Genomic DNA, 18,345 nt, shown 5'->3' with positions numbered 1-18,345 from the left:
AATAATGCAATTACATGCAGTAAATTTGCTGAAGAAAGCTGCAAAAGTGCACGATATCGACTGGAACGATCTGCGTTATGTTCTCGCTCTGGCGCGGGGCGGCTCCTTTGCGGCGGCGAGCCGGGAGATCAAGACGGACGCAACGACGGTCGGCCGCCGCTTGCGGATATTGGAGGAAAAGTTCGGTGCGGCGCTCTTTCAGCGCGACGCGGGTGGCGTAATGACACCGACGCCGGCGGGCGACATTGTCGTGGCGCGGGCTGAGGCGGTCGAGGCGGAGGTCATGGCGCTTTCAGGGGCGCTGGAGGCGGCGGATATCACAGCGCTCGGCAAGGTACGCCTGACGGCGCCGCCTTCCTTCATTAGCCGCCTGTTGATCCCGGCTACGGCCGAGCTTCTGTCACAGCATTCCGGGTTGCAGCTCGAACTCATCGGCGATGCCCGCAATTTCAATCTGACCCGCCGTGAGGCGGATATGGCGATCCGTCTTGCCCGTCCCTCCGATATCACCAACAGCAAAGTCGTGGCGCGGCGGATCGCGAGCCTTGACTACGCAATCTACGTCGCGGCCGGGAAACAGGACGATGCGGAAAGACTTCCCTGGCTGGTTTATGAGGAGGGGATGACGCATTTGCCGCATGCCCGCTGGATCGCCGAACAGGCAGAAAAATCGGGTGCCGCCGCTCTCGCCGTGAATGATGCGGAAGCCCTGCTTCAGGCCGCCGTCGCCGGATTGGGCCGGGCGCTGTTGCCCAAAATTCTGGCCGAACGTGTCGAGGGGCTTTATCGCGTCGACACCGATGATAGGAGCTTGCCCGTGCGGGAAGTATGGCTGCTGACGCATGCCGAGCTTCGCAACGCTATCAGGATCAGGGCGGTTGCCGGGTGGTTGGATCGGGTGTTTCACCGCTCGAAACCCGAAGAAATCTAGGCGCGACGAGAGGCGACGGAAATGCCGCCCCTCGATCTGTTGCAATCCGGCTTATTTGCCGTGCTTCTTCAGCCAGGCGTTCATGCCCTTGATTTCGGCTTCCTGCGCCTTGATGACGTTTTCCGCCAGTTTGCGCAGTTCCGGATCCTTGCCATATTTGAGCTCGATCTTGGCCATGTCGATGGCGCCCTGATGATGCGGGATCATGCCACGGACGAAATCCGTGTCAGCATCGCCGCTATAGGTGAGCATCATGTTGCTGTGCATTTTGCCCATGGCATCGTTGAACGCTTTGCTGGATGCGCCCTGGTCGCCCATCGGCTTGCTCATATCCATGCTTTTCATGTCTTCGGCGAGGGTGGGGAGCGAGAACGCGAGCGCAAGAACGCCGGCGAGGATGATGGATTTGGAAATAGACATGTGAATTCCTTCCGTTTCGGAACGGTATCTGAATTTCTGGCGAAGGGTCGCTTCGCAAGTGGGATGAAGTCAGATGCGTATCAGGCGAAGCGGGGAGGCGGTGCCGTCGGCGCGGGACGGGAATCGGCAAGCCGTTGGCCATGCGTGGGTGCCGGGTAGGAGAATGCCAACACACGGCCGTCATCCAGCGTCAGTGAAGGCGCAACGGCAAGACAGGCCGCACAGGATGGCACATGCGCCATGCCGCCGGCGCAGGGATTGTCCGGCTTCTTGTCCGCTTGCTTGGTCATCGGGCTATGATCGGCCATGCCATGCATGCCGGCCATAGTGTCATCCATGCTCATGCTGGCGGTTACCGACATCGTCATCTCGGAATCGCAAATCGGACAGGCCGCCAACGCCGGCATGGCGCCGTAGATCAGCCAGGCAATCAGCATTGTCAGAATGGCAAAGAGGCGCATGAGACGAAGATAGGATGAACTAAGACATATGCCAACGGGTCGTTGGTATTATTGCTCGTCAAATTTTTGACGAGCGGCAACATACAACAATCCTTGCCGCATCCCGCTGTATCCGCTAGTTAACCGCCACTGTTCCCGTACCGGATTACCCTACAGATGAGCGACAAACAGAAGAAACCGCAAAAGCTCAAGGCCCGCCTGCCGCGTGGCTTTGTCGATCGTTCGGCGAGCGATATTCGCGCCGTCAACGAGATGACTGCTAAGATCCGGGCAGTTTACGAGCATTATGGCTTCGATCCGATGGAAACACCGCTGCTTGAATATACCGATGCGCTTGGCAAATTCCTGCCCGACAGCGACCGTCCGAACGAGGGCGTGTTCTCGCTGCAGGATGATGACGAGCAGTGGATGTCGCTTCGTTACGACCTGACGGCGCCGCTTGCCCGTCATGTCGCTGAGAATTTCAACGAGATCCAGCTTCCCTATCGCACCTATCGCGCCGGCTACGTCTTCCGCAACGAGAAGCCGGGTCCGGGCCGTTTCCGCCAGTTCATGCAGTTCGACGCCGATACGATCGGCGCGCCCGGCGTACAGGCCGATGCCGAAATGTGCATGATGATGGCCGACACGCTGGAGGCTCTGGGTATCAAGCGTGGCGACTATCTCATCCGCGTCAATAACCGCAAGGTCCTCGACGGCGTTCTCGAAGCGATCGGCCTCGGAGGCGACGACAAGGCCGGTCAGCGCCTGAACGTGCTGCGCGCCATCGACAAGCTCGACAAGTTCGGCCCGGAAGGAGTCGCGCTGCTGCTCGGTCCCGGCCGTAAGGATGAGTCCGGCGATTTCACCAAGGGTGCCGGGCTCAATGCCGAGCAAATCGACAAGGTGCTCTTCTTCGTCGGCATCAAGGATTATGCCGAAAGTGCCGCCCAACTCGCGGAACTGGTCGCCGGCACGTCCAAAGGCGGCGAAGGCGTCGAGGAGTTGAACTTCATCGGCAGTCTCGTCACCAGCGCCGGCTATCAGTCCGACCGCATCAAGATCGATCCCTCCGTCGTGCGCGGCCTCGAATATTATACCGGCCCCGTCTATGAGGCCGAACTCACCTTCGACGTCACCAATGAAAAGGGCGAGAAGGTCGTCTTCGGCTCCGTCGCCGGCGGTGGGCGTTATGATGGGCTGGTGTCGCGCTTCATGGGCCAGCCGGTTCCGGCAACTGGCTTCGCTATCGGCGTGTCGCGCCTGATGACGGCACTGAAAAACCTCGGCAAGCTCGGTCAGGACGAGGTCATCGCGCCTGTCCTCGTCACCGTCATGGATGGCGATGTCGAGGCCATGGGCCGCTACCAGCGCTTCACGCAGCAGCTGCGCGCCGCCGGCATTCGCGCCGAGATGTTCCAGGGCAACTGGAAGAAGTTCGGCAACCAGCTGAAATATGCCGACCGCCGCGGCTGCCCGATTGCCATTATCCAGGGTGGCGACGAGCGTGCCGAGGGCGTCGTGCAGCTCAAGGACCTGATCGAAGGCAAGCGTCTCTCCGGCGAGATCGAGGACAATGCCAGCTGGCGCGAAGCCCGCGTTGCGCAGGAGACTGTGCCTGAGGCCGATCTGGTCGCCAAGGTGCAGGCGATTTTGGCGGCGCAGGCGGAAGATCGCAAGAGGGCGGAATAAATGCCCCTGATCGATCTTCCCGATTTCGCCGATGATCTCATTGCCGAATTTGCCGCCCGCAGGACGGATCGGGTCGACACGCCGATCATCCAGCCGGCCGAGCCGTTTCTCGACATGGCGGGCGAGGACCTGCGCCGCCGCATCTTCCTGACCGAGAGCGAGACCGGCGCCAGCCTCTGCCTGCGTCCGGAATTCACCATTCCCGTATGCCTGCAGCATATCGAGACCGCCACCGGCACGCCGAAGCGCTATTCCTATCTCGGCGAGATCTTTCGTCAGCGCCGCGAAGGCGGTCAGGAGTTCTATCAGGCAGGCATCGAGGATCTCGGCGATCGCGATATCGCCAGCGCCGATGCCCGTGCTGTCGGGGATGCTATTGCCATTCTCAACCGGCTGGTGCCCGGCAAGGCGCTGTCGGTGACGTTGGGCGATCAGGCTGTCTTCGAAGCCGTTGTGCAGGCGCTTGGCCTGCCGTCCGGCTGGCAGAAGCGGCTGATCCATGCTTTCGGTAATATGATGCAGCTCGAAACCCTGCTGGCGCGGCTTGCAAGCCCGCAGCCGGTCACCGGGCTTGATCCGCATGCGCTCGATTTCCTGACGCGCGGCGACGAGCAGGGGCTGGTCATGCACATCGACAGCACCATGCAGGCAACCGGCTATTCCACCAATGCCAGCCGCTCGCCGCTGGAAATCGCCCGCCGTCTGCGCGAAAAGCTGGTCCTGTCGGAAACCCGTCTCGACGACGAGGCCTTCCGCGTCCTGGAAGAGTTCCTGTCGCTGAGCGTACCGCTCGCCGACGCCTCCTCGGCGCTGGCCGGATTTGCCGATGCCGCCGGGCTGAAGCTCGGGACTGCGCTTGAGCGTTTCGACGCCCGCGTCGCTGCCCTTGCCAATGCCGGCGTCGACGCCGGCTCTATCGACTATCGCGCCGCCTTCGGCCGTCCGCTCGACTATTATACCGGTCTCGTTTTCGAGGTGACGATGGAGGGATCGGCGGCGGTACTCGTCGGCGGCGGTCGTTTTGATCGGCTGCTGACACTGCTCGGCGCAAAAGACCATATTCCGGCCGTCGGCTTCGCGCTCTGGCTCGACCGGATCGAAACCGCGAGGGCGGCCTGATGACCATCACCATTGCGCTTCCCTCCAAGGGCCGGATGAAGGATGATTGCTCCGCGATCTTCGAACGCGCCGGCATGCCCATCGTCGCCGTCGGCAATGACCGCTCCTATCGTGGCCGCATCGAAGGCTGGGATGATGTCGAGGTAGCCTTCCTGTCTGCCTCGGAAATCTCGCGCGAGATCGGCAGTGGCAGCGTCGATTTCGGCGTCACCGGCGAGGATCTGGTGCGCGAAGGCCTCGCGGATGCCGACCGTCGCGTCGAATTCTGCGCTCGCCTCGGGTTCGGCCACGCCGATGTCGTGGTCGCCGTGCCGGATATCTGGCTCGATGTCGATACCATGGCCGATCTTGGCGATGTCGCCGCCGATTTCCGCACCCGCCATGGCCGCAGGCTGACGGTTGCCACCAAATACTGGCGGCTGACGCAGCAGTTCTTCTCCAGCCAGCATGGCATCCAACTCTATCGCATCGTCGAGAGCCTGGGGGCAACCGAAGGTGCGCCGGCTTCCGGCTCGGCCGATATCATCGTCGATATCACCTCTACCGGCTCGACGCTGAAGGCGAACCATCTGAAGATCCTCTCCGACGGCATCATCCTGCGCTCCGAGGCCTGCCTTGTGCGTGCGCGCAAGGAGAGCCACGAGGGCGATCCCATGGTTCAGCGGATTATCGCTGCGGTGCAAAATGCGGGACCGAAGAGCAGCGATACCTGACGAATAGCACCTTGCTTGTCTGCTTCCGATTGCGCTTCCTATGCTTCGATAAGCTCGCTGGCTGACGTATAGCGAGCCATCCTGGCATTCGTCACGCCTCCCTGACGCTCTCATAGCCGGCCGCTTTGGCCACCTTCACCAATTTCCGGTCGAAGGTAACGAAGCCCTCGCAATGTGCTGATCGGCCGAGATGCAGCGCGTCGGCGAAATCCATCCCTTTTTCGGCCAGTTCGAGCGCTGCCGCGACAAGGGCGGCGTCCTCCACCGTCACGGTGGGAAGGCCGCCGAAGGCTCTCAGTGCGCGAGCGACGTCGGTCGGGCGATAGCCGTATGTGCTGCGCAGTACCCATTCAACTTCGAGCACGACGGTAGCGGCAACGAAGATGGCCTGGCCGTCAACGATCCCCCGGGCACGCGGGGATTGTTCGGGATGATCGCCGGTCAGGTAGCGAACGATCAGATTGGTATCAATAGCGATCATGGCGGCGTTGGGCTTCGGCCAGCACGCCGGCCTCCATGTCTTCGAGGGATTTCGGCTCGCCCTTGAAGGGCAGCAGTCCAAATACCTCATCCGGCCGAGTCGCGGCGAAGGCGGGTGCCAGCTTCAACAGCACGCCGTCCGCAGTTTCTTCGACGATCAGCCGCGTACCGGCATCCCATTCGTGCCGTTGGCGTATGGCTTTCGGCAAGATGACTTGTCCCTTGGTCGAGACGGTCGTGATGATCTGTTCGGCGTGCGCCATCGACCTGAATCCTTGGTGTAAGACAAAAGTAAGATAGTCTCGATCGTATCACGCTTCAAGGCCGAACCTCGTTTCATCGATACAGCCACGAAAAAGCCCGCCGTTGAAACGGCGGGCTCTTTTGGTCTGGGAGGTATCTGGCGATCAGGCGGTAGCGTAGGTGCCGCGGCGTGCGTCGAGCGAATAGACGCCCGGGCCGTTGGTGGCGAGCATGATGTAGGCGCCGGCGAGCGTGACGTTCTTCAGGAAGTTGACGAAGTTCAGTCCGTTGATCCAGCCATTGGCGGCGGCCGGGAAATCCGGAACGTTGACGGTCGGCAGGTGGAAGACGATGCCGGTGAAGATGCAGAAGGCGGCAAGCAGCCAGCCGACGATGCGGATCTGGAAGCCGAGGAGAACGCAGACGCCGGTGATGAATTCGAAGGCGCCGGCGAGATAGGTGAGAAGCGTGGCGGCGGGCATGCCGGCGCCAGCGATCATGCCGGCGGTGCCGGCCGGATCGGTCAGCTTGCCGAAGCCGGCGAAGATGAACATGAAGGCGAGCAGGATGCGCGCCACGAGGATGATGACATTATTGGTGTTGGACATGACGGTCTCCGGTAAGGGTGGTCGGCACTGTGAGTGACGATTTCTGGAACCATCTATTCGCGATTTCGCTGTGGTTGGAAAGATAAACAACTGCGCACGATTAGTTCACTATTGTTGAACAGTGACACTCTTCGATCACTCTTCCCATCCACGCGCTATCGGTTATGGTGGCGCGAATTCACTGCCAAATCATAATTTTCGGAAGGAAACCCCTTATGGCCGATCTCTCCTCATTTCCGATCACAAAGCGCTGGCCCGCCAGCAATCCTGACATCATCCAGCTCTACTCTCTGCCGACGCCGAACGGCGTCAAGGTTTCGATCGCGCTCGAGGAACTTGAACTCCCCTACGAGCCGCATCTGATTTCCTTCGGCACCAACGACCAGAAATCGCCGGAGTTCATTTCGCTGAACCCGAACGGCCGCATTCCGGCGATCATTGATCCCAACGGTCCCGGCGGCAAGCCGATCGGCCTGTTCGAATCCGGCGCCATCCTCGTCTATCTCGCCGAAAAGACCGGCAAGCTCATGCCGAAGGACGCGGCCGGGCGCTACGAGGTGCTGCAATGGGTGTTCTTCCAGATGGGCGGCATAGGTCCGATGTTCGGCCAATTCGGCCACTTCTTCAAATTCGCCGCCGACAAGGTCGCCAACAATTCCTATCCGGTGGAACGCTACCGCGATGAGGCCAAACGTCTGCTCAGCGTCCTGGAAGACCGCCTGAAGGGTCGTCAGTGGATCATGGGCGACGAATACACCATCGCCGACATCACCACCTTCCCCTGGGTTCGCGGCGTCGACGTCTTCTACGGCGGCCGTGATGTCCTCGAACTCGCAAGCTTCCCTTCGGTCATGGACTGGGTCGAGCGCTCGACTGCCCGCCCGGCGAGCCAGCGCGGGCTGAATATTCCGAAGCGGGATTGATGTTGAACTTGTCCGCGTGAGATCGAAGGCCGGTCCGAAAGGATCGGCCTTTTGCGTCCAGGCCTCTACTGCCGAGCCGCCAGCTGGCTGCCCGGTTCCAGCTTGAAGCGCGGGAACAGGAAGACGCCCACCATGCTGCCGGCGTGTTTCCCTTCCGTACCGATCGACTCGCCGACGCAGAAGATCGGTTGGCGATGCCCGGAGCTGCCAAGCACCATGGTGGAATAGCAGAAGCTGGAGGAGGTGGTCGCCGCCTGCTCGAACAGGTCGAGGATACGGGCGCGGTCATTGGCGTCGTAGCAATGCATCAGGCTCAACAGCCCGCATTCCGATGAGGTCAGCCCATGCAGCATGGTGCTCCACTGGCCGAGCTTGATGATGCCGCTCGCCAGATCGCCGGTCCAGCCTTCGGTGACGCAGAACTGCGCCAGAAGATCGGGATCGTGACCGTCGAACTCCAGGGATCCCGGAGCAAAAGGTGCGGCAAGGCTGGCTTTGGCGATCTTGAACAAGATGTTCCCCAACTTGAGGCGCGGGTTCCCCTGCGCGCGCTTCAATCGAAATTCCATGCACTATTGGGCGGAGCGGTGCTCCGCATATTGCCACAGCTACTGGCTGGCGAAGCCACCTCCGCGCCAAATACATCCGCTGTGGGCGTACTTTCGGACCGCCAACTTAGTTCACCAAGTTAACTTAAGTAATAAATCTACGCGTATTATCTATCAAAAAGGTTATGATCATACCAAATTGCGCATCATGCGCTGAAATCAAGTAGAAATCATACTTTTATCAGCAACCCCCACTCAAATCGCTGCGCTGCGATTTATAGGAGCTTTTCCGAAAACAGCAATGGGGCAAACTCTGTAAATTCCCACAGGTATGAAATCTTATGTTGCAAGTATCGTAACCGATTTGGCGCAAATAAAAAGGGCGGCCCGAGAGCCGCCCTTCGTCAATTCCGGATGCCGGATTGAACAGTCGTAATAAGGCTAAGGCCTTATTACATCATGTCCATTCCACCCATGCCGCCCATGCCGCCTGGCATGCCGCCAGGAGCGTCCTTCTTCGGCAGCTCGGCAATCATGGCTTCGGTGGTGATCAGCAGCGAAGCAACCGAAGCTGCGTCCTGCAGAGCCGTGCGAACGACCTTGACCGGGTCGACGATGCCCATGGCGATCATGTCGCCGTAGACGCCCGTCTGAGCGTTGTAGCCCCAGTTGTCTTCGTTCTTGTCGAGGATCTTGCCGACAACGATGGAGGCTTCATCACCAGCGTTTTCAGCGATCTGGCGGCAAGGAGCCTGCAGAGCGCGACGAACGATGTTGACGCCGGCTTCCTGGTCGTCGTTTTCACCCTTGACGGTGATCTTGACGGAGGAGCGCAGCAGAGCCGTGCCGCCGCCCGGTACGATGCCTTCCTGAACAGCAGCACGCGTCGCGTTCAGAGCGTCGTCGATGCGGTCCTTCTTTTCCTTGACTTCGATTTCCGTCGAGCCGCCAACGCGGATAACGGCAACGCCGCCAGCGAGCTTGGCAAGACGTTCCTGCAGCTTTTCGCGGTCGTAGTCAGAGGTGGTTTCTTCGATCTGAGCCTTGATCTGAGCAACGCGGCCTTCGATGTCGGACTTCTGGCCAGCACCGTCGACGATCGTGGTGTTTTCCTTGGAGATCGAAACCTTCTTGGAACGGCCGAGCATGTCGAGGGTAACCGACTCGAGCTTGATGCCGAGGTCTTCGGAGATGACAGTGCCGCCCGTCAGGATGGCGATGTCTTCCAGCATGGCCTTGCGGCGGTCGCCGAAGCCAGGAGCCTTGACAGCAGCGATCTTCAGACCACCGCGCAGCTTGTTGACGACGAGCGTAGCAAGAGCTTCGCCTTCGACGTCTTCAGCGATGATGAGGAGCGGCTTGCCGGTCTGAACGACGGCTTCCAGAACCGGAAGCATGGCCTGCAGGTTCGAGAGCTTCTTCTCGTGGAGCAGGATGAACGCGTCTTCGAGGTCGGCGATCATCTTTTCCGGGTTGGTCACGAAGTAGGGGCTGAGGTAGCCGCGGTCGAACTGCATGCCTTCGACGACTTCGAGTTCGGTTTCGGCGGTCTTGGCTTCTTCAACCGTGATGACGCCTTCGTTACCGACCTTCTGCATGGCTTCAGCAATATCGAGACCGATCTGCTTTTCGCCGTTTGCGGAGATGGTGCCGACCTGTGCGACTTCTTCCGAAGTGTTGATCTTCTTGGCCTTGGCCTGGAGATCCTTGACGACTTCAGCAACGGCGAGATCGATGCCGCGCTTCAGGTCCATCGGGTTCATGCCGGCTGCAACTGCCTTGGCGCCTTCGCGAACGATGGCCTGGGCGAGAACGGTTGCGGTCGTGGTGCCGTCGCCGGCGATGTCGTTGGTCTTCGAAGCAACTTCGCGGACCATCTGGGCGCCCATGTTTTCGAACTTGTCTTCGAGTTCGATTTCCTTGGCGACGGTGACGCCGTCCTTGGTGATGCGCGGAGCGCCGAAGGACTTGTCGATAACGACGTTACGACCCTTCGGGCCGAGCGTGACCTTCACTGCGTCAGCGAGGATGTCGACGCCACGAAGCATCTTTTCGCGGGCGCTGCGGCCGAATTTTACTTCTTTAGCTGCCATTGTTTGAAACTCCTGAATTCGCGTTGTCCGGGTTTATGGCCCGTCAGCTGTATCGGAAAAGGGGAACCGGCTAGATTAGCCGATGATGCCCATGATGTCGGCTTCCTTCATGATCAGAAGGTCTTCGCCGTTGAGCTTGACTTCGGTGCCGGACCACTTGCCGAACAGAACGCGATCGCCAACCTTGACGTCGAGTGCTACGACCTTGCCGGATTCATCGCGGGCGCCAGAGCCGACGGCGACGATTTCGCCTTCCTGCGGCTTTTCCTTGGCGGTGTCCGGAATGATGATGCCACCCTTGGTCTTTTCTTCAGACTCGACGCGACGAACGACGACACGGTCATGAAGGGGGCGGAAATTGGTGCTTGCCATTGTCTAATCCCTCGATCAAATGACTTCACGGATCAGCGGGGGATCCGTATGGGGCTTGTTAGCACTCAGCCTCGGCGAGTGCTAGCGACGGAGATTTAGGGTTGGGCTCCAAACGAGTCAAGGACGCTCGTGACGAATTTTTCAGCAAAAAGCGAAGGCAGAGAGCGTTGACTGGCGCGGCCGGAGTTTCGACGACGGGCGACATAGCGCCTAAACCGGTCTTTTCTGAGGCTATACGCGTCTGGGCGCGCATCGGTATTCTGAGCTTTGGCGGCCCCGCCGGGCAGATCGCGCTGATGCATCGCGTTCTGGTCGACGAGAAGCGCTGGGTCGATGAGGAGCGCTTCCTGCATGCGCTGAGCTACTGCATGCTGCTGCCGGGACCGGAGGCGCAGCAGCTTGCCACCTATATTGGCTGGCTGCTGCATGGTTGGCGCGGTGGCTTGGTTGCGGGGCTCCTGTTCATCCTGCCGGGCTTTGCCGTCATCCTGGCGCTGTCGGCCTTCTATGCGCTGTTTCACGACACCAGCCTGTTGGCGATCGTCTTCTTCGGCATCAAGGCCGGCGTGCTGGCAATCGTGCTGCAGGCGCTGATGCGGCTGAGCAGCCGGGCGCTGAAGACGCGGTTTCACGTCGGCGTCGCCATCACCAGCTTCGTGCTGCTGTTCGTCTTCGACCTGCCGTTCCCGCTGGTGGTGCTTCTGGCCGGTCTTGCGGGCTACGGCCGGGTGCTCCACCGCGTCTACCGCGACGATCAATGGCGACCGCGATTGCCTCGGTTTTCGCTTACGGGCACCGGCAAAAGCCTTCTGCGAAGTGTCCGCGTGCGGAAAACCCTTCTCACCCTTTTGTGCTGGCTGGCGATCTGGCAGGCGCCGCTATTGCTGATCCACGGCTGGGACGGTCCGAAGGACATCATCGCTGAAACGCTGAGCGGCGAAACCAATGTCTTCGGCGCGATCTTCTCCTTCTTCTCCCGCATGGCTGTCGTCACCTTCGGCGGCGCCTATGCGGTGCTGGCCTATGTGGCGCAGACGGCCGTGCAGCACTATGCCTGGCTGAAGCCGGGCGAGATGCTGGACGGGCTGGCGCTGGCGGAGACGACGCCGGGGCCTCTGGTGCTGGTTCTCTGTTTCGTCGGCTTCATGGCCGGTTTCCGCAATCCCTTCGGTTTCGACCCGCTGACGGCGGGCTTCCTCGGCGCCAGTCTCGCGGCCTGGGCGACGTTTGCGCCGAGCTTCCTCTTCATCTTTGCCGGAGCACCCTATATCGAGCGGTTGCGCGGTCACGCCGGTCTGTCGGCCGCCCTTGCCGCCATCACGGCGGCGATCGTCGGCGTCATGGCCAATCTGTCGCTCTGGTTCGGCCTGCATGTGCTCTTTGCCGATGTCGGCCGGCTGGTCCTTTGGAGCCGTCGTGTCGGGGTTCAGGGTAGCGACTACGTCAATGTCCCCATCGCCGGCATCGCCTGGCCGGCTTGGGCGACGATCGACGTCTCGGCGCTGCTGCTTTTTATACTCGCCGTCGTGCTGGTCTTCCGCCAGAAGGCGGGCGTGGCGACCGTGCTCGGCGTCTCCGCTTTGGCCGGCTGTCTGCTCCACCTTGCCGGCTGAAGCGCATGCGGCGCGTGGGCAATGCAAAAACCTGTGCTGCGCTCTTGTAATTTGCCGGCCGGTTTGCGATGTCAGCCCGTGATTTCTTTGAGTGCGAGGACTGCATGGGCAAGCGTATCGAAAGCTTTCGCGAGATCGGCGGACATTATGATGTCGCGCTCTGCGATGTCTGGGGTGTGCTGCACAATGGCGTCTCCGCCTATCCGGACGCGCCGGCTGCTTTGCAAGCCGCACGCGATGAGGGCCTGACGGTCGTCCTCATCACCAATTCCCCCCGCGTGGCACCCAAAGTGGTCGAGCAGTTGCGCCAGATCGGCATTCCCGACAGCGCCTATGACCGCATCGTTACCTCCGGCGACGTCACCCGCCGGCTAATCGCTGAGGGACCGAAGAAGGTCTTCCTGCTCGGTCCCGAGCGCGACACCGGCATTCTCGAGGGGCTGGACGTGGTGCGCGTGGAGGCTGAGGAGGCCGAGAGCATCGTCTGCACCGGCTTCTTCGATGACGAGACCGAGACGCCCGACGACTACACCGACATGTTGACAGCCTGGGCGGCGCGCAAGGTGCCGTTGATCTGCGCCAATCCTGATCTCGTGGTCGAGCGCGGTCACCGCATGATCCCTTGCGCCGGCGCCATGGCTGCTTACTACGACCGCCTTGGCGGCGAGACGCGGATTGCCGGCAAGCCGCATCAGCCGATCTACGATGCTTCGATCGCAGCCGCCCGCGAAGTGCGTGGCGAGTTCCCGCTGTCGCGCGTCGTTGCTATCGGCGATGGCATGCCGACCGACGTGCGCGGCGCGCTCGATTATGGTCTCGATCTTCTTTATATCAGCCATGGCATTCATGCCCGCGAATATGTCGTCGACGGTCACACCGACGAGGCAGCGCTTGGCGCCTTTCTGGCGCGCGAACAGGCGTCGCCGAAGTGGTGGATGCCGCGCCTTGTCTGAGGAGAGTGGTAGCCGATGACCGTTTTCCATCGCAACGAAACCCGCGAGCCGCTGCCCGACACTCTGAAGGGCGGCGTCATCGCCATCGGCAATTTCGACGGCGTGCATCGCGGCCATCAATCCGTGCTCGATCGCGCGCTGGAGATCGCCCGGGAGCGCGGCGTGCCGGCTCTGGTGCTGACCTTCGAGCCGCATCCGCGCACCGTCTTCAAGCCCGATCATCCGGTTTTCCGCGTGACGCCCGCGCCGCTGAAGGCGCGCTTGCTTGAGGCAATGGGTTTCAACGCCGTCATCGAATATCCTTTCGATCGGGCCTTTTCGCAGCGTTCCGCTGATGAGTTCGTCCATTCGATCCTGATCGACTGGTTGCATGCGTCCGAAGTCGTTACCGGCTTCGATTTCCATTTCGGCCATGATCGTCAGGGCGGCCCGGCCTTCCTGATGAACGCCGGCAGCAAGCATGGTTTCGGCGTGACGCTGATCGACGCCTTCCGCGATGAAAATGCCGACGTGGTCTCGTCGAGCCGCATCCGGACATTGCTCACCGAAGGGGAGGTGGCCGAGGCCGCCGGCCTGCTTGGTTATCGCTATACGGTCGAGGCCGAAGTGATCGGCGGCGAACAGCTTGGCCGCACGCTCGGCTTCCCGACTGCAAACATGCGGCTGCCGCCCGAAGTGGAGCTGAAACCCGGCATCTACGCCGTGCGCTTCCGCGCCGCCGATGGGATCATCCGCGATGCCGTCGCCAGCTATGGTCGGCGTCCGACCGTGACCGACAATGGCGCGCCGCTGCTCGAAACCTTCGTCTTCGACTTCAGCGGCGATCTCTACGGCCAGATCTGTTCCGTTTCCTTCTTCGGCTATCTCCGCCCCGAACTGAAGTTCGACGGCCTCGATCCGCTGGTGGCGCAGATCAGGAAGGACGAAGAAGAGGCGAGGGCACTGCTCGCCGGCGTCCGTCCGCTCGGCGACATCGACCGGGCCATCGCCTTTTCCTGACGTTGCGCAAAGGGTTGGGTGGGTAAAGTTTACCGCGAAGCCGCAGTTTTTTGCCTTGAGCCAACCGTCATCGTTTTCCGCCCTTTGTCATTGTCCGTGCGGCTTGGCTCTACGCTCGATTTCGGGCGTGCATGCAACGCCGCTGACGGGCTGTTGAATTCGTGTCCGACACGGGTCATGGTTCGTGGCCGGTTCTTGGGAGGAACAATCGTTGACACTGCGCCACCAGATCATCGCGCTTGCGCTCGTACCTCTCGTTTTTTCTATCCTGGCTATTACCGCCTTCATTACCTGGCAATCGGCCAACCTCACCAGGAGCAATATCGAGACGTTCGAACAAAACATGCTGAAGGCGAAAGAGGCGGAAATCGTCAACCTTACAAACCTCGCTGTGTCGGCCATCCAGGTGATCTATCGGGACGCAAAGCCGGACGACCAGGCGGCGAAGGACAAGGTTGCGGCGATCCTGACGTCACTTGATTACGGTGCGGACGGATATTTTTTCGTCTACGACTATGACGGAAACAATGTCGTCCACCCGCGCGAGGGTTTTCGCAACGGGCGCAATTGGCTTGATTTGACCGATCCGGACGGTGACAAGGTCATCGCCGAACTCATCAAGACGGCCAAAGGGGGCGGTGGTCTGCACCAATACAAATGGGAGAAGCCTTCCACCGGCCGTATGGCCGATAAACTGTCATTTGTGGTCAGCCTTGATAAATGGCACTGGGTTGTCGGAACCGGCGTCTATCTGGACGATATTTTCACTCAGACTGCGGCGGCCAATGCCGGCATGCGGGCAAATATAAGAAGAACCTTCATCGTCGTCACGCTGATTGCCGTTCCTGCCGTTCTGGTCGTTTTCACGACCTGCATGCTGCTGACATTCCGCGAGCGGCGGATGGCCGATAGCCGGCTCAAGGAGCTGACGCAAAGGGTGATCGATACCCAGGAGGAGGAGCGCGCACGTCTTGCCCGCGAATTGCACGACGGTGTGTCGCAGAATCTCCTCGGAGTGCGCTACGTCATGGATCTCGCCAGCCGCAAGGTCAGGGCCCAGGCTGACGATGCTGCCACGACGATCGAGAAGGGGGTGGATGCCCTCAACAGCGCGATCAAGGACATCAGGCGGCTTTCGCATGATCTTCGCCCCCGCGTGCTCGATGATCTCGGCTTGACAGCGGCACTGACCGCGCTCGCGGACAATTTCGCCGAGCGGACCGGGATTGCAACGGAGATCGAATCCGCGGGCTTCTCCAGCATGTTAAAGCCAGAAGCCAGCACCGCACTCTACCGTGTCGCACAGGAGGCTTTGAACAATGTCGAACGTCATTCCGGCGCGACGCTTCTCGCGATCAAACTTTGGAGTGAGCGGGGGCGTGCACGCTTGAGGATTTCGGACAATGGCACGGGCTTTGAGGCTGCGGGAGAAGGCGAGGGAGGGCTTGGGCTGAGGAACATGCAGGAACGCATGGCGCATTTCCATGGTCTCCTTCTCGTTCAAAGCACGGCTGACGGCACGACACTGACGGCGATGTTGCCAAAATCGGCCAATGCTGCGCCGGGCACAAGGGTGGATGCCGCATGACAAGAGACAGGATCAGCGTTCTCCTGATCGACAATCACCCCGTGGTGCTCGATGGACTGAAAGCTGTGCTCGAGACCTTTGACCATATCGAGGTGGTTGGTACGGCAAGCCTTGCGCAAATCGGCTTGGAGATAGCGCGACAGAGGCGCCCACAAGTGACTTTGATGGATATCAACATGCCGAAGCTCAGCGGTATTGATGCCATCGAACTGTTTCGTCGCGAGCTTCCGGATACGCGGATCGTGATGCTGTCCATGCACGATAGCCGCGAATACATCTCCTCGTCGATCATGCACGGTGCAGTCGGATATATTCTCAAGGACGTGTCGACGGACGAAGTCGTCTGCGCGATTGAGACCGTGGCGAGTGGCGGAACTTATTTTTCGTCGGGTGTTCGCGACATATTGATGGCGGACGAGGCAGGAATGGAAGCCAGCCCTCTTACGCCGCGTGAGCATCACATTCTGGGTTTGATCGTCACAGGCAGGAGCAATCGCGAGATTGCCGAAGAGCTCGGGATCACGCCTGCGACGGCCGAAACGCATCGCAAGAATTTGAAGAGGAAGCTCGGCATCGCAACGACAGCCGGGCTGATCCGCTACGCCCTTGACCACGGGATCGCGACGAGAGTGGTCTAGTGGTCGTCTCTACCCACTAATGGGTAGGCCTCGGTACTTCGCATGTGAGACTATCTTGTCCAAGCGGCAGGCTCGCCCTAGGACTTCACCAGCGGCTGGCCGATGGCCGCCGCCGGGAGGAATTTACATCCGTCAGTCCGTTTCCGCATAGCCAGAAGCGCATTGGCTTCGGCGCGCCAGTATTCCATACTGCTATCACGGCCCGACGCACCGCCTTCCACTCTGACAACTGCAACGAGGCGGCGCCTGCGCACCGCTTGGGAGGTATCGGAAATGGATAAACGCTTTGGGACGGCGGCCTGCTGGCTGCTCGTCATTCCCTATATCGGCCTGCTCTGGGTCCCCTTCTATAACAGTCATGATCCGGTTCTCTTCGGTTTCCCCTTCTTCTATTGGTACCAGCTTGCCTGGGTGCCCATCACCGCTTTCCTGACCTGGATCGCCTACCGGAGCATGCGCCATGATGACTAATATCGACCCGACGGCACTTGCCGTCTTCATCTTCTTCATGGTGCTGGTAACCGTCATGGGCTTTGTTGCCGCGCGTTGGCGCAGGCCGAAGACCCTTGCCCATATCGACGAATGGGGCCTTGGCGGCCGCAGCTTCGGCACCTGGATCACCTGGTTCCTCGTCGGCGGCGATTTTTATACCGCCTATACCGTCATTGCAGTTCCGGCCCTGGTTTACACGGTCGGTGCCTATGGCTTCTTCGCGCTGCCCTATACGATCGTCGTCTATCCCTTCGTGTTCATGGTGATGCCGCTTCTCTGGAGGCGGGCGAAGGATCATGGCTACGTCACGGCGGGCGATGTCGTGCATGGCCAATATGGTTCGCGGGCGCTCGAGCTGGCGGTTGCCGCGACCGGCGTCATCGCCACCATGCCCTATATCGCCCTGCAGCTCGTCGGCATGACGGCAGTGTTCAAGGCGCTGGGGCTTCATGGCGAATTCCCGCTCGCCGTCGCCTTCATCATCCTGGCGCTTTACACCTATTCGGCCGGCCTTCGCGCCCCGGCGCTGATCGCCTTCGTCAAGGACATCATGATCTACATCGTGGTGATCGCGGCCATTGCGCTCATCCCGGCCAAGCTCGGCGGCTACGCCAACGTCTTCGCCTCCGCCGATGCCGCTTTCCAGGCCAAGGGGGCTGGCAGCCTGGTGCTCGGCGGCAACCAGTATGTCGCCTATGCGACGCTGGCGCTCGGCTCGGCGCTTGCTGCCTTCATGTATCCGCATACGCTGACCGGCATTTTCGCCTCCAACAGCGGCAACACCATCCGCAAGAACGCGGTGATGCTGCCGGCCTACACGCTGCTGCTCGGCCTGCTGGCCCTGCTCGGCTATATGGGCCACGCGGCGAACCTGAAGTTGGATAGCCCCAACGATGTCGTGCCAGCGCTGTTCCAGTCGCTGTTCTCCAGCTGGTTTGCCGGTTTCGCCTTCGCCGCCATCGCGATTGGTGCATTGGTGCCGGCAGCCGTGATGAGCATTGGCGCCGCCAATCTCTTCACCCGCAACTTCTGGAAGGCTTACATCAATCCGCAGGTTTCCGATGCCGGCGAGGCAAAGGTCGCCAAAATGACCTCGCTCGTCGTCAAGGTCGGCGCGCTTCTCGTCATCATCTTTCTGCCGACGCAGTTCGCGCTCGATCTGCAATTGCTCGGCGGCATCTGGATCCTGCAGACGCTACCGGCGCTGGTCTTCGGCCTCTATACCAAGTGGTTCCGCGCGCCGGCTCTGCTTGCCGGCTGGGTCGTCGGCTTCTTCGGCGGCACCTATCTCGTCTGGGATGCCGGCTGGAAGCCGCTGCACATGGTCTCCCTCGGAGATACGAGCTTCACCGTCTACACGGGACTGCTGGCGCTGGCCGCCAATATCGTCGTGTCGGTGATCCTCAATGCGGTCATGCCGGCGCGGGCGACCGCACGCGCCTGATCGGACCGGCTCCTCAATCGGCCGCGGGCGGAAACG

Annotated in this window: 20 protein-coding genes; 12 read left to right on the top strand and 8 right to left on the bottom strand. The window is 60.7% G+C overall.

What is annotated here, in order from left to right:
• Positions 1–25: 25 nt before the first annotated feature.
• Positions 26–931 (top strand): LysR family transcriptional regulator, encoded by a 906-nt coding sequence (locus RRH01S_RS21685; RefSeq protein WP_229202571.1) that lies wholly within the window; start codon positions 26–28, stop codon positions 929–931.
• 51 nt (positions 932–982) lie between these two features.
• Here RRH01S_RS21685 and copM read toward each other — a convergent pair whose 3' ends face one another.
• Together copM and RRH01S_RS21675 are read right to left on the bottom strand one after the other, a co-directional pair.
• A complete protein-coding gene (gene copM / locus RRH01S_RS21680) occupies positions 983–1,351 on the bottom strand; it encodes a CopM family metallochaperone (RefSeq protein ID WP_012651004.1) in 369 nt (122 codons plus the stop codon).
• A gap of 80 nt (positions 1,352–1,431) precedes the next feature.
• On the bottom strand, positions 1,432–1,788 hold the full coding sequence (locus tag RRH01S_RS21675) for a hypothetical protein (protein ID WP_234711716.1): 357 nt from the start codon (positions 1,786–1,788) through the stop codon (positions 1,432–1,434).
• Between the two features lie 180 nt (positions 1,789–1,968).
• Between RRH01S_RS21675 and hisS the strand changes: the two genes are divergently transcribed.
• From hisS to hisG, 3 genes are read left to right on the top strand one after another with little or no spacing between them, the layout of a single operon-like run.
• On the top strand, positions 1,969–3,483 hold the full coding sequence (gene hisS, locus RRH01S_RS21670) for a histidine--tRNA ligase (RefSeq protein WP_007699851.1): 1,515 nt from the start codon (positions 1,969–1,971) through the stop codon (positions 3,481–3,483).
• Positions 3,484–4,602, top strand: coding sequence for an ATP phosphoribosyltransferase regulatory subunit (locus RRH01S_RS21665; protein ID WP_034520383.1), 1,119 nt, complete (start codon positions 3,484–3,486; stop codon positions 4,600–4,602).
• Positions 4,602–5,315 carry an ATP phosphoribosyltransferase gene (gene hisG / locus RRH01S_RS21660; RefSeq protein WP_012651007.1) on the top strand — a complete coding sequence of 238 codons (714 nt, stop codon included), beginning with the start codon at positions 4,602–4,604 and terminating at the stop codon, positions 5,313–5,315. The genes RRH01S_RS21665 and hisG overlap by 1 nt, the downstream gene beginning before the upstream one ends.
• Before the next feature lie 91 nt (positions 5,316–5,406).
• Here the strand turns inward: hisG and RRH01S_RS21655 are convergent, their stop codons facing one another.
• The 3 genes from RRH01S_RS21655 to RRH01S_RS21645 form a co-directional block, all read right to left on the bottom strand.
• Complete coding sequence (locus tag RRH01S_RS21655) at positions 5,407–5,796, bottom strand: type II toxin-antitoxin system VapC family toxin (protein ID WP_012651008.1); 390 nt, start codon at positions 5,794–5,796, stop codon at positions 5,407–5,409.
• Complete coding sequence (locus tag RRH01S_RS21650; RefSeq protein ID WP_007699840.1) at positions 5,783–6,058, bottom strand: AbrB/MazE/SpoVT family DNA-binding domain-containing protein; 276 nt, start codon at positions 6,056–6,058, stop codon at positions 5,783–5,785. The genes RRH01S_RS21655 and RRH01S_RS21650 overlap by 14 nt, the downstream gene beginning before the upstream one ends.
• 144 nt (positions 6,059–6,202) lie before the next feature.
• Entirely contained in the window at positions 6,203–6,646 is a 444-nt protein-coding gene (locus tag RRH01S_RS21645; protein WP_007699838.1) for a DoxX family protein, read from the bottom strand.
• 215 nt (positions 6,647–6,861) lie between these two features.
• Between RRH01S_RS21645 and RRH01S_RS21640 the strand changes: the two genes are divergently transcribed.
• A complete protein-coding gene (locus RRH01S_RS21640) occupies positions 6,862–7,569 on the top strand; it encodes a glutathione binding-like protein (RefSeq protein WP_034520387.1) in 708 nt (235 codons plus the stop codon).
• A 65-nt stretch (positions 7,570–7,634) separates the two neighbouring features.
• On the opposite strand, the gene RRH01S_RS21635 is transcribed toward RRH01S_RS21640, so the two are convergent.
• The 3 genes from RRH01S_RS21635 to groES all read right to left on the bottom strand — a co-directional run bounded on the left by RRH01S_RS21635 (position 7,635) and on the right by groES (position 10,582).
• Entirely contained in the window at positions 7,635–8,138 is a 504-nt protein-coding gene (locus tag RRH01S_RS21635) for a hypothetical protein (protein WP_007699833.1), read from the bottom strand.
• A 431-nt stretch (positions 8,139–8,569) separates the two neighbouring features.
• The gene (gene groL / locus RRH01S_RS21630; RefSeq protein WP_034520390.1) at positions 8,570–10,210 is read right to left on the bottom strand and encodes a chaperonin GroEL; all 1,641 of its coding nucleotides are present in this window, start codon (positions 10,208–10,210) and stop codon (positions 8,570–8,572) included.
• A gap of 75 nt (positions 10,211–10,285) precedes the next feature.
• Entirely contained in the window at positions 10,286–10,582 is a 297-nt protein-coding gene (gene groES / locus RRH01S_RS21625) for a co-chaperone GroES (RefSeq protein ID WP_004109735.1), read from the bottom strand.
• Between the two features lie 167 nt (positions 10,583–10,749).
• Here groES and chrA point away from each other — a divergent pair, with 167 nt between their 5' ends.
• From chrA to mctP, 7 genes are all read left to right on the top strand, one after another.
• A complete protein-coding gene (chrA, locus tag RRH01S_RS21620) occupies positions 10,750–12,195 on the top strand; it encodes a chromate efflux transporter (RefSeq protein WP_034520530.1) in 1,446 nt (481 codons plus the stop codon).
• A gap of 104 nt (positions 12,196–12,299) precedes the next feature.
• Entirely contained in the window at positions 12,300–13,148 is an 849-nt protein-coding gene (locus RRH01S_RS21615; RefSeq protein ID WP_034520392.1) for a TIGR01459 family HAD-type hydrolase, read from the top strand.
• 15 nt (positions 13,149–13,163) lie between these two features.
• Entirely contained in the window at positions 13,164–14,147 is a 984-nt protein-coding gene (locus RRH01S_RS21610; RefSeq protein WP_007699815.1) for a bifunctional riboflavin kinase/FAD synthetase, read from the top strand.
• A 211-nt stretch (positions 14,148–14,358) separates the two neighbouring features.
• Positions 14,359–15,735 carry a two-component system sensor histidine kinase MctS gene (gene mctS, locus RRH01S_RS21605; RefSeq protein WP_042474167.1) on the top strand — a complete coding sequence of 459 codons (1,377 nt, stop codon included), beginning with the start codon at positions 14,359–14,361 and terminating at the stop codon, positions 15,733–15,735.
• The gene (gene mctR, locus RRH01S_RS21600; RefSeq protein ID WP_034520394.1) at positions 15,732–16,373 is read left to right on the top strand and encodes a two-component system response regulator MctR; all 642 of its coding nucleotides are present in this window, start codon (positions 15,732–15,734) and stop codon (positions 16,371–16,373) included. Before mctS ends, mctR begins: the two co-directional genes overlap by 4 nt.
• A 273-nt stretch (positions 16,374–16,646) precedes the next feature.
• Entirely contained in the window at positions 16,647–16,844 is a 198-nt protein-coding gene (locus tag RRH01S_RS21595; RefSeq protein WP_007699805.1) for a DUF3311 domain-containing protein, read from the top strand.
• Complete coding sequence (gene mctP, locus RRH01S_RS21590; RefSeq protein WP_012651013.1) at positions 16,834–18,309, top strand: monocarboxylate uptake permease MctP; 1,476 nt, start codon at positions 16,834–16,836, stop codon at positions 18,307–18,309. Before RRH01S_RS21595 ends, mctP begins: the two co-directional genes overlap by 11 nt.
• Positions 18,310–18,345 lie beyond the last annotated feature (36 nt).

This window comes from Rhizobium rhizogenes NBRC 13257 (genome assembly GCF_000696095.1).
GTDB lineage: Bacteria > Pseudomonadota > Alphaproteobacteria > Rhizobiales > Rhizobiaceae > Rhizobium > Rhizobium rhizogenes.
Note: the sequence above shows the minus strand (reverse complement) of the source record. Positions and strands in the feature narration are given on the sequence as shown.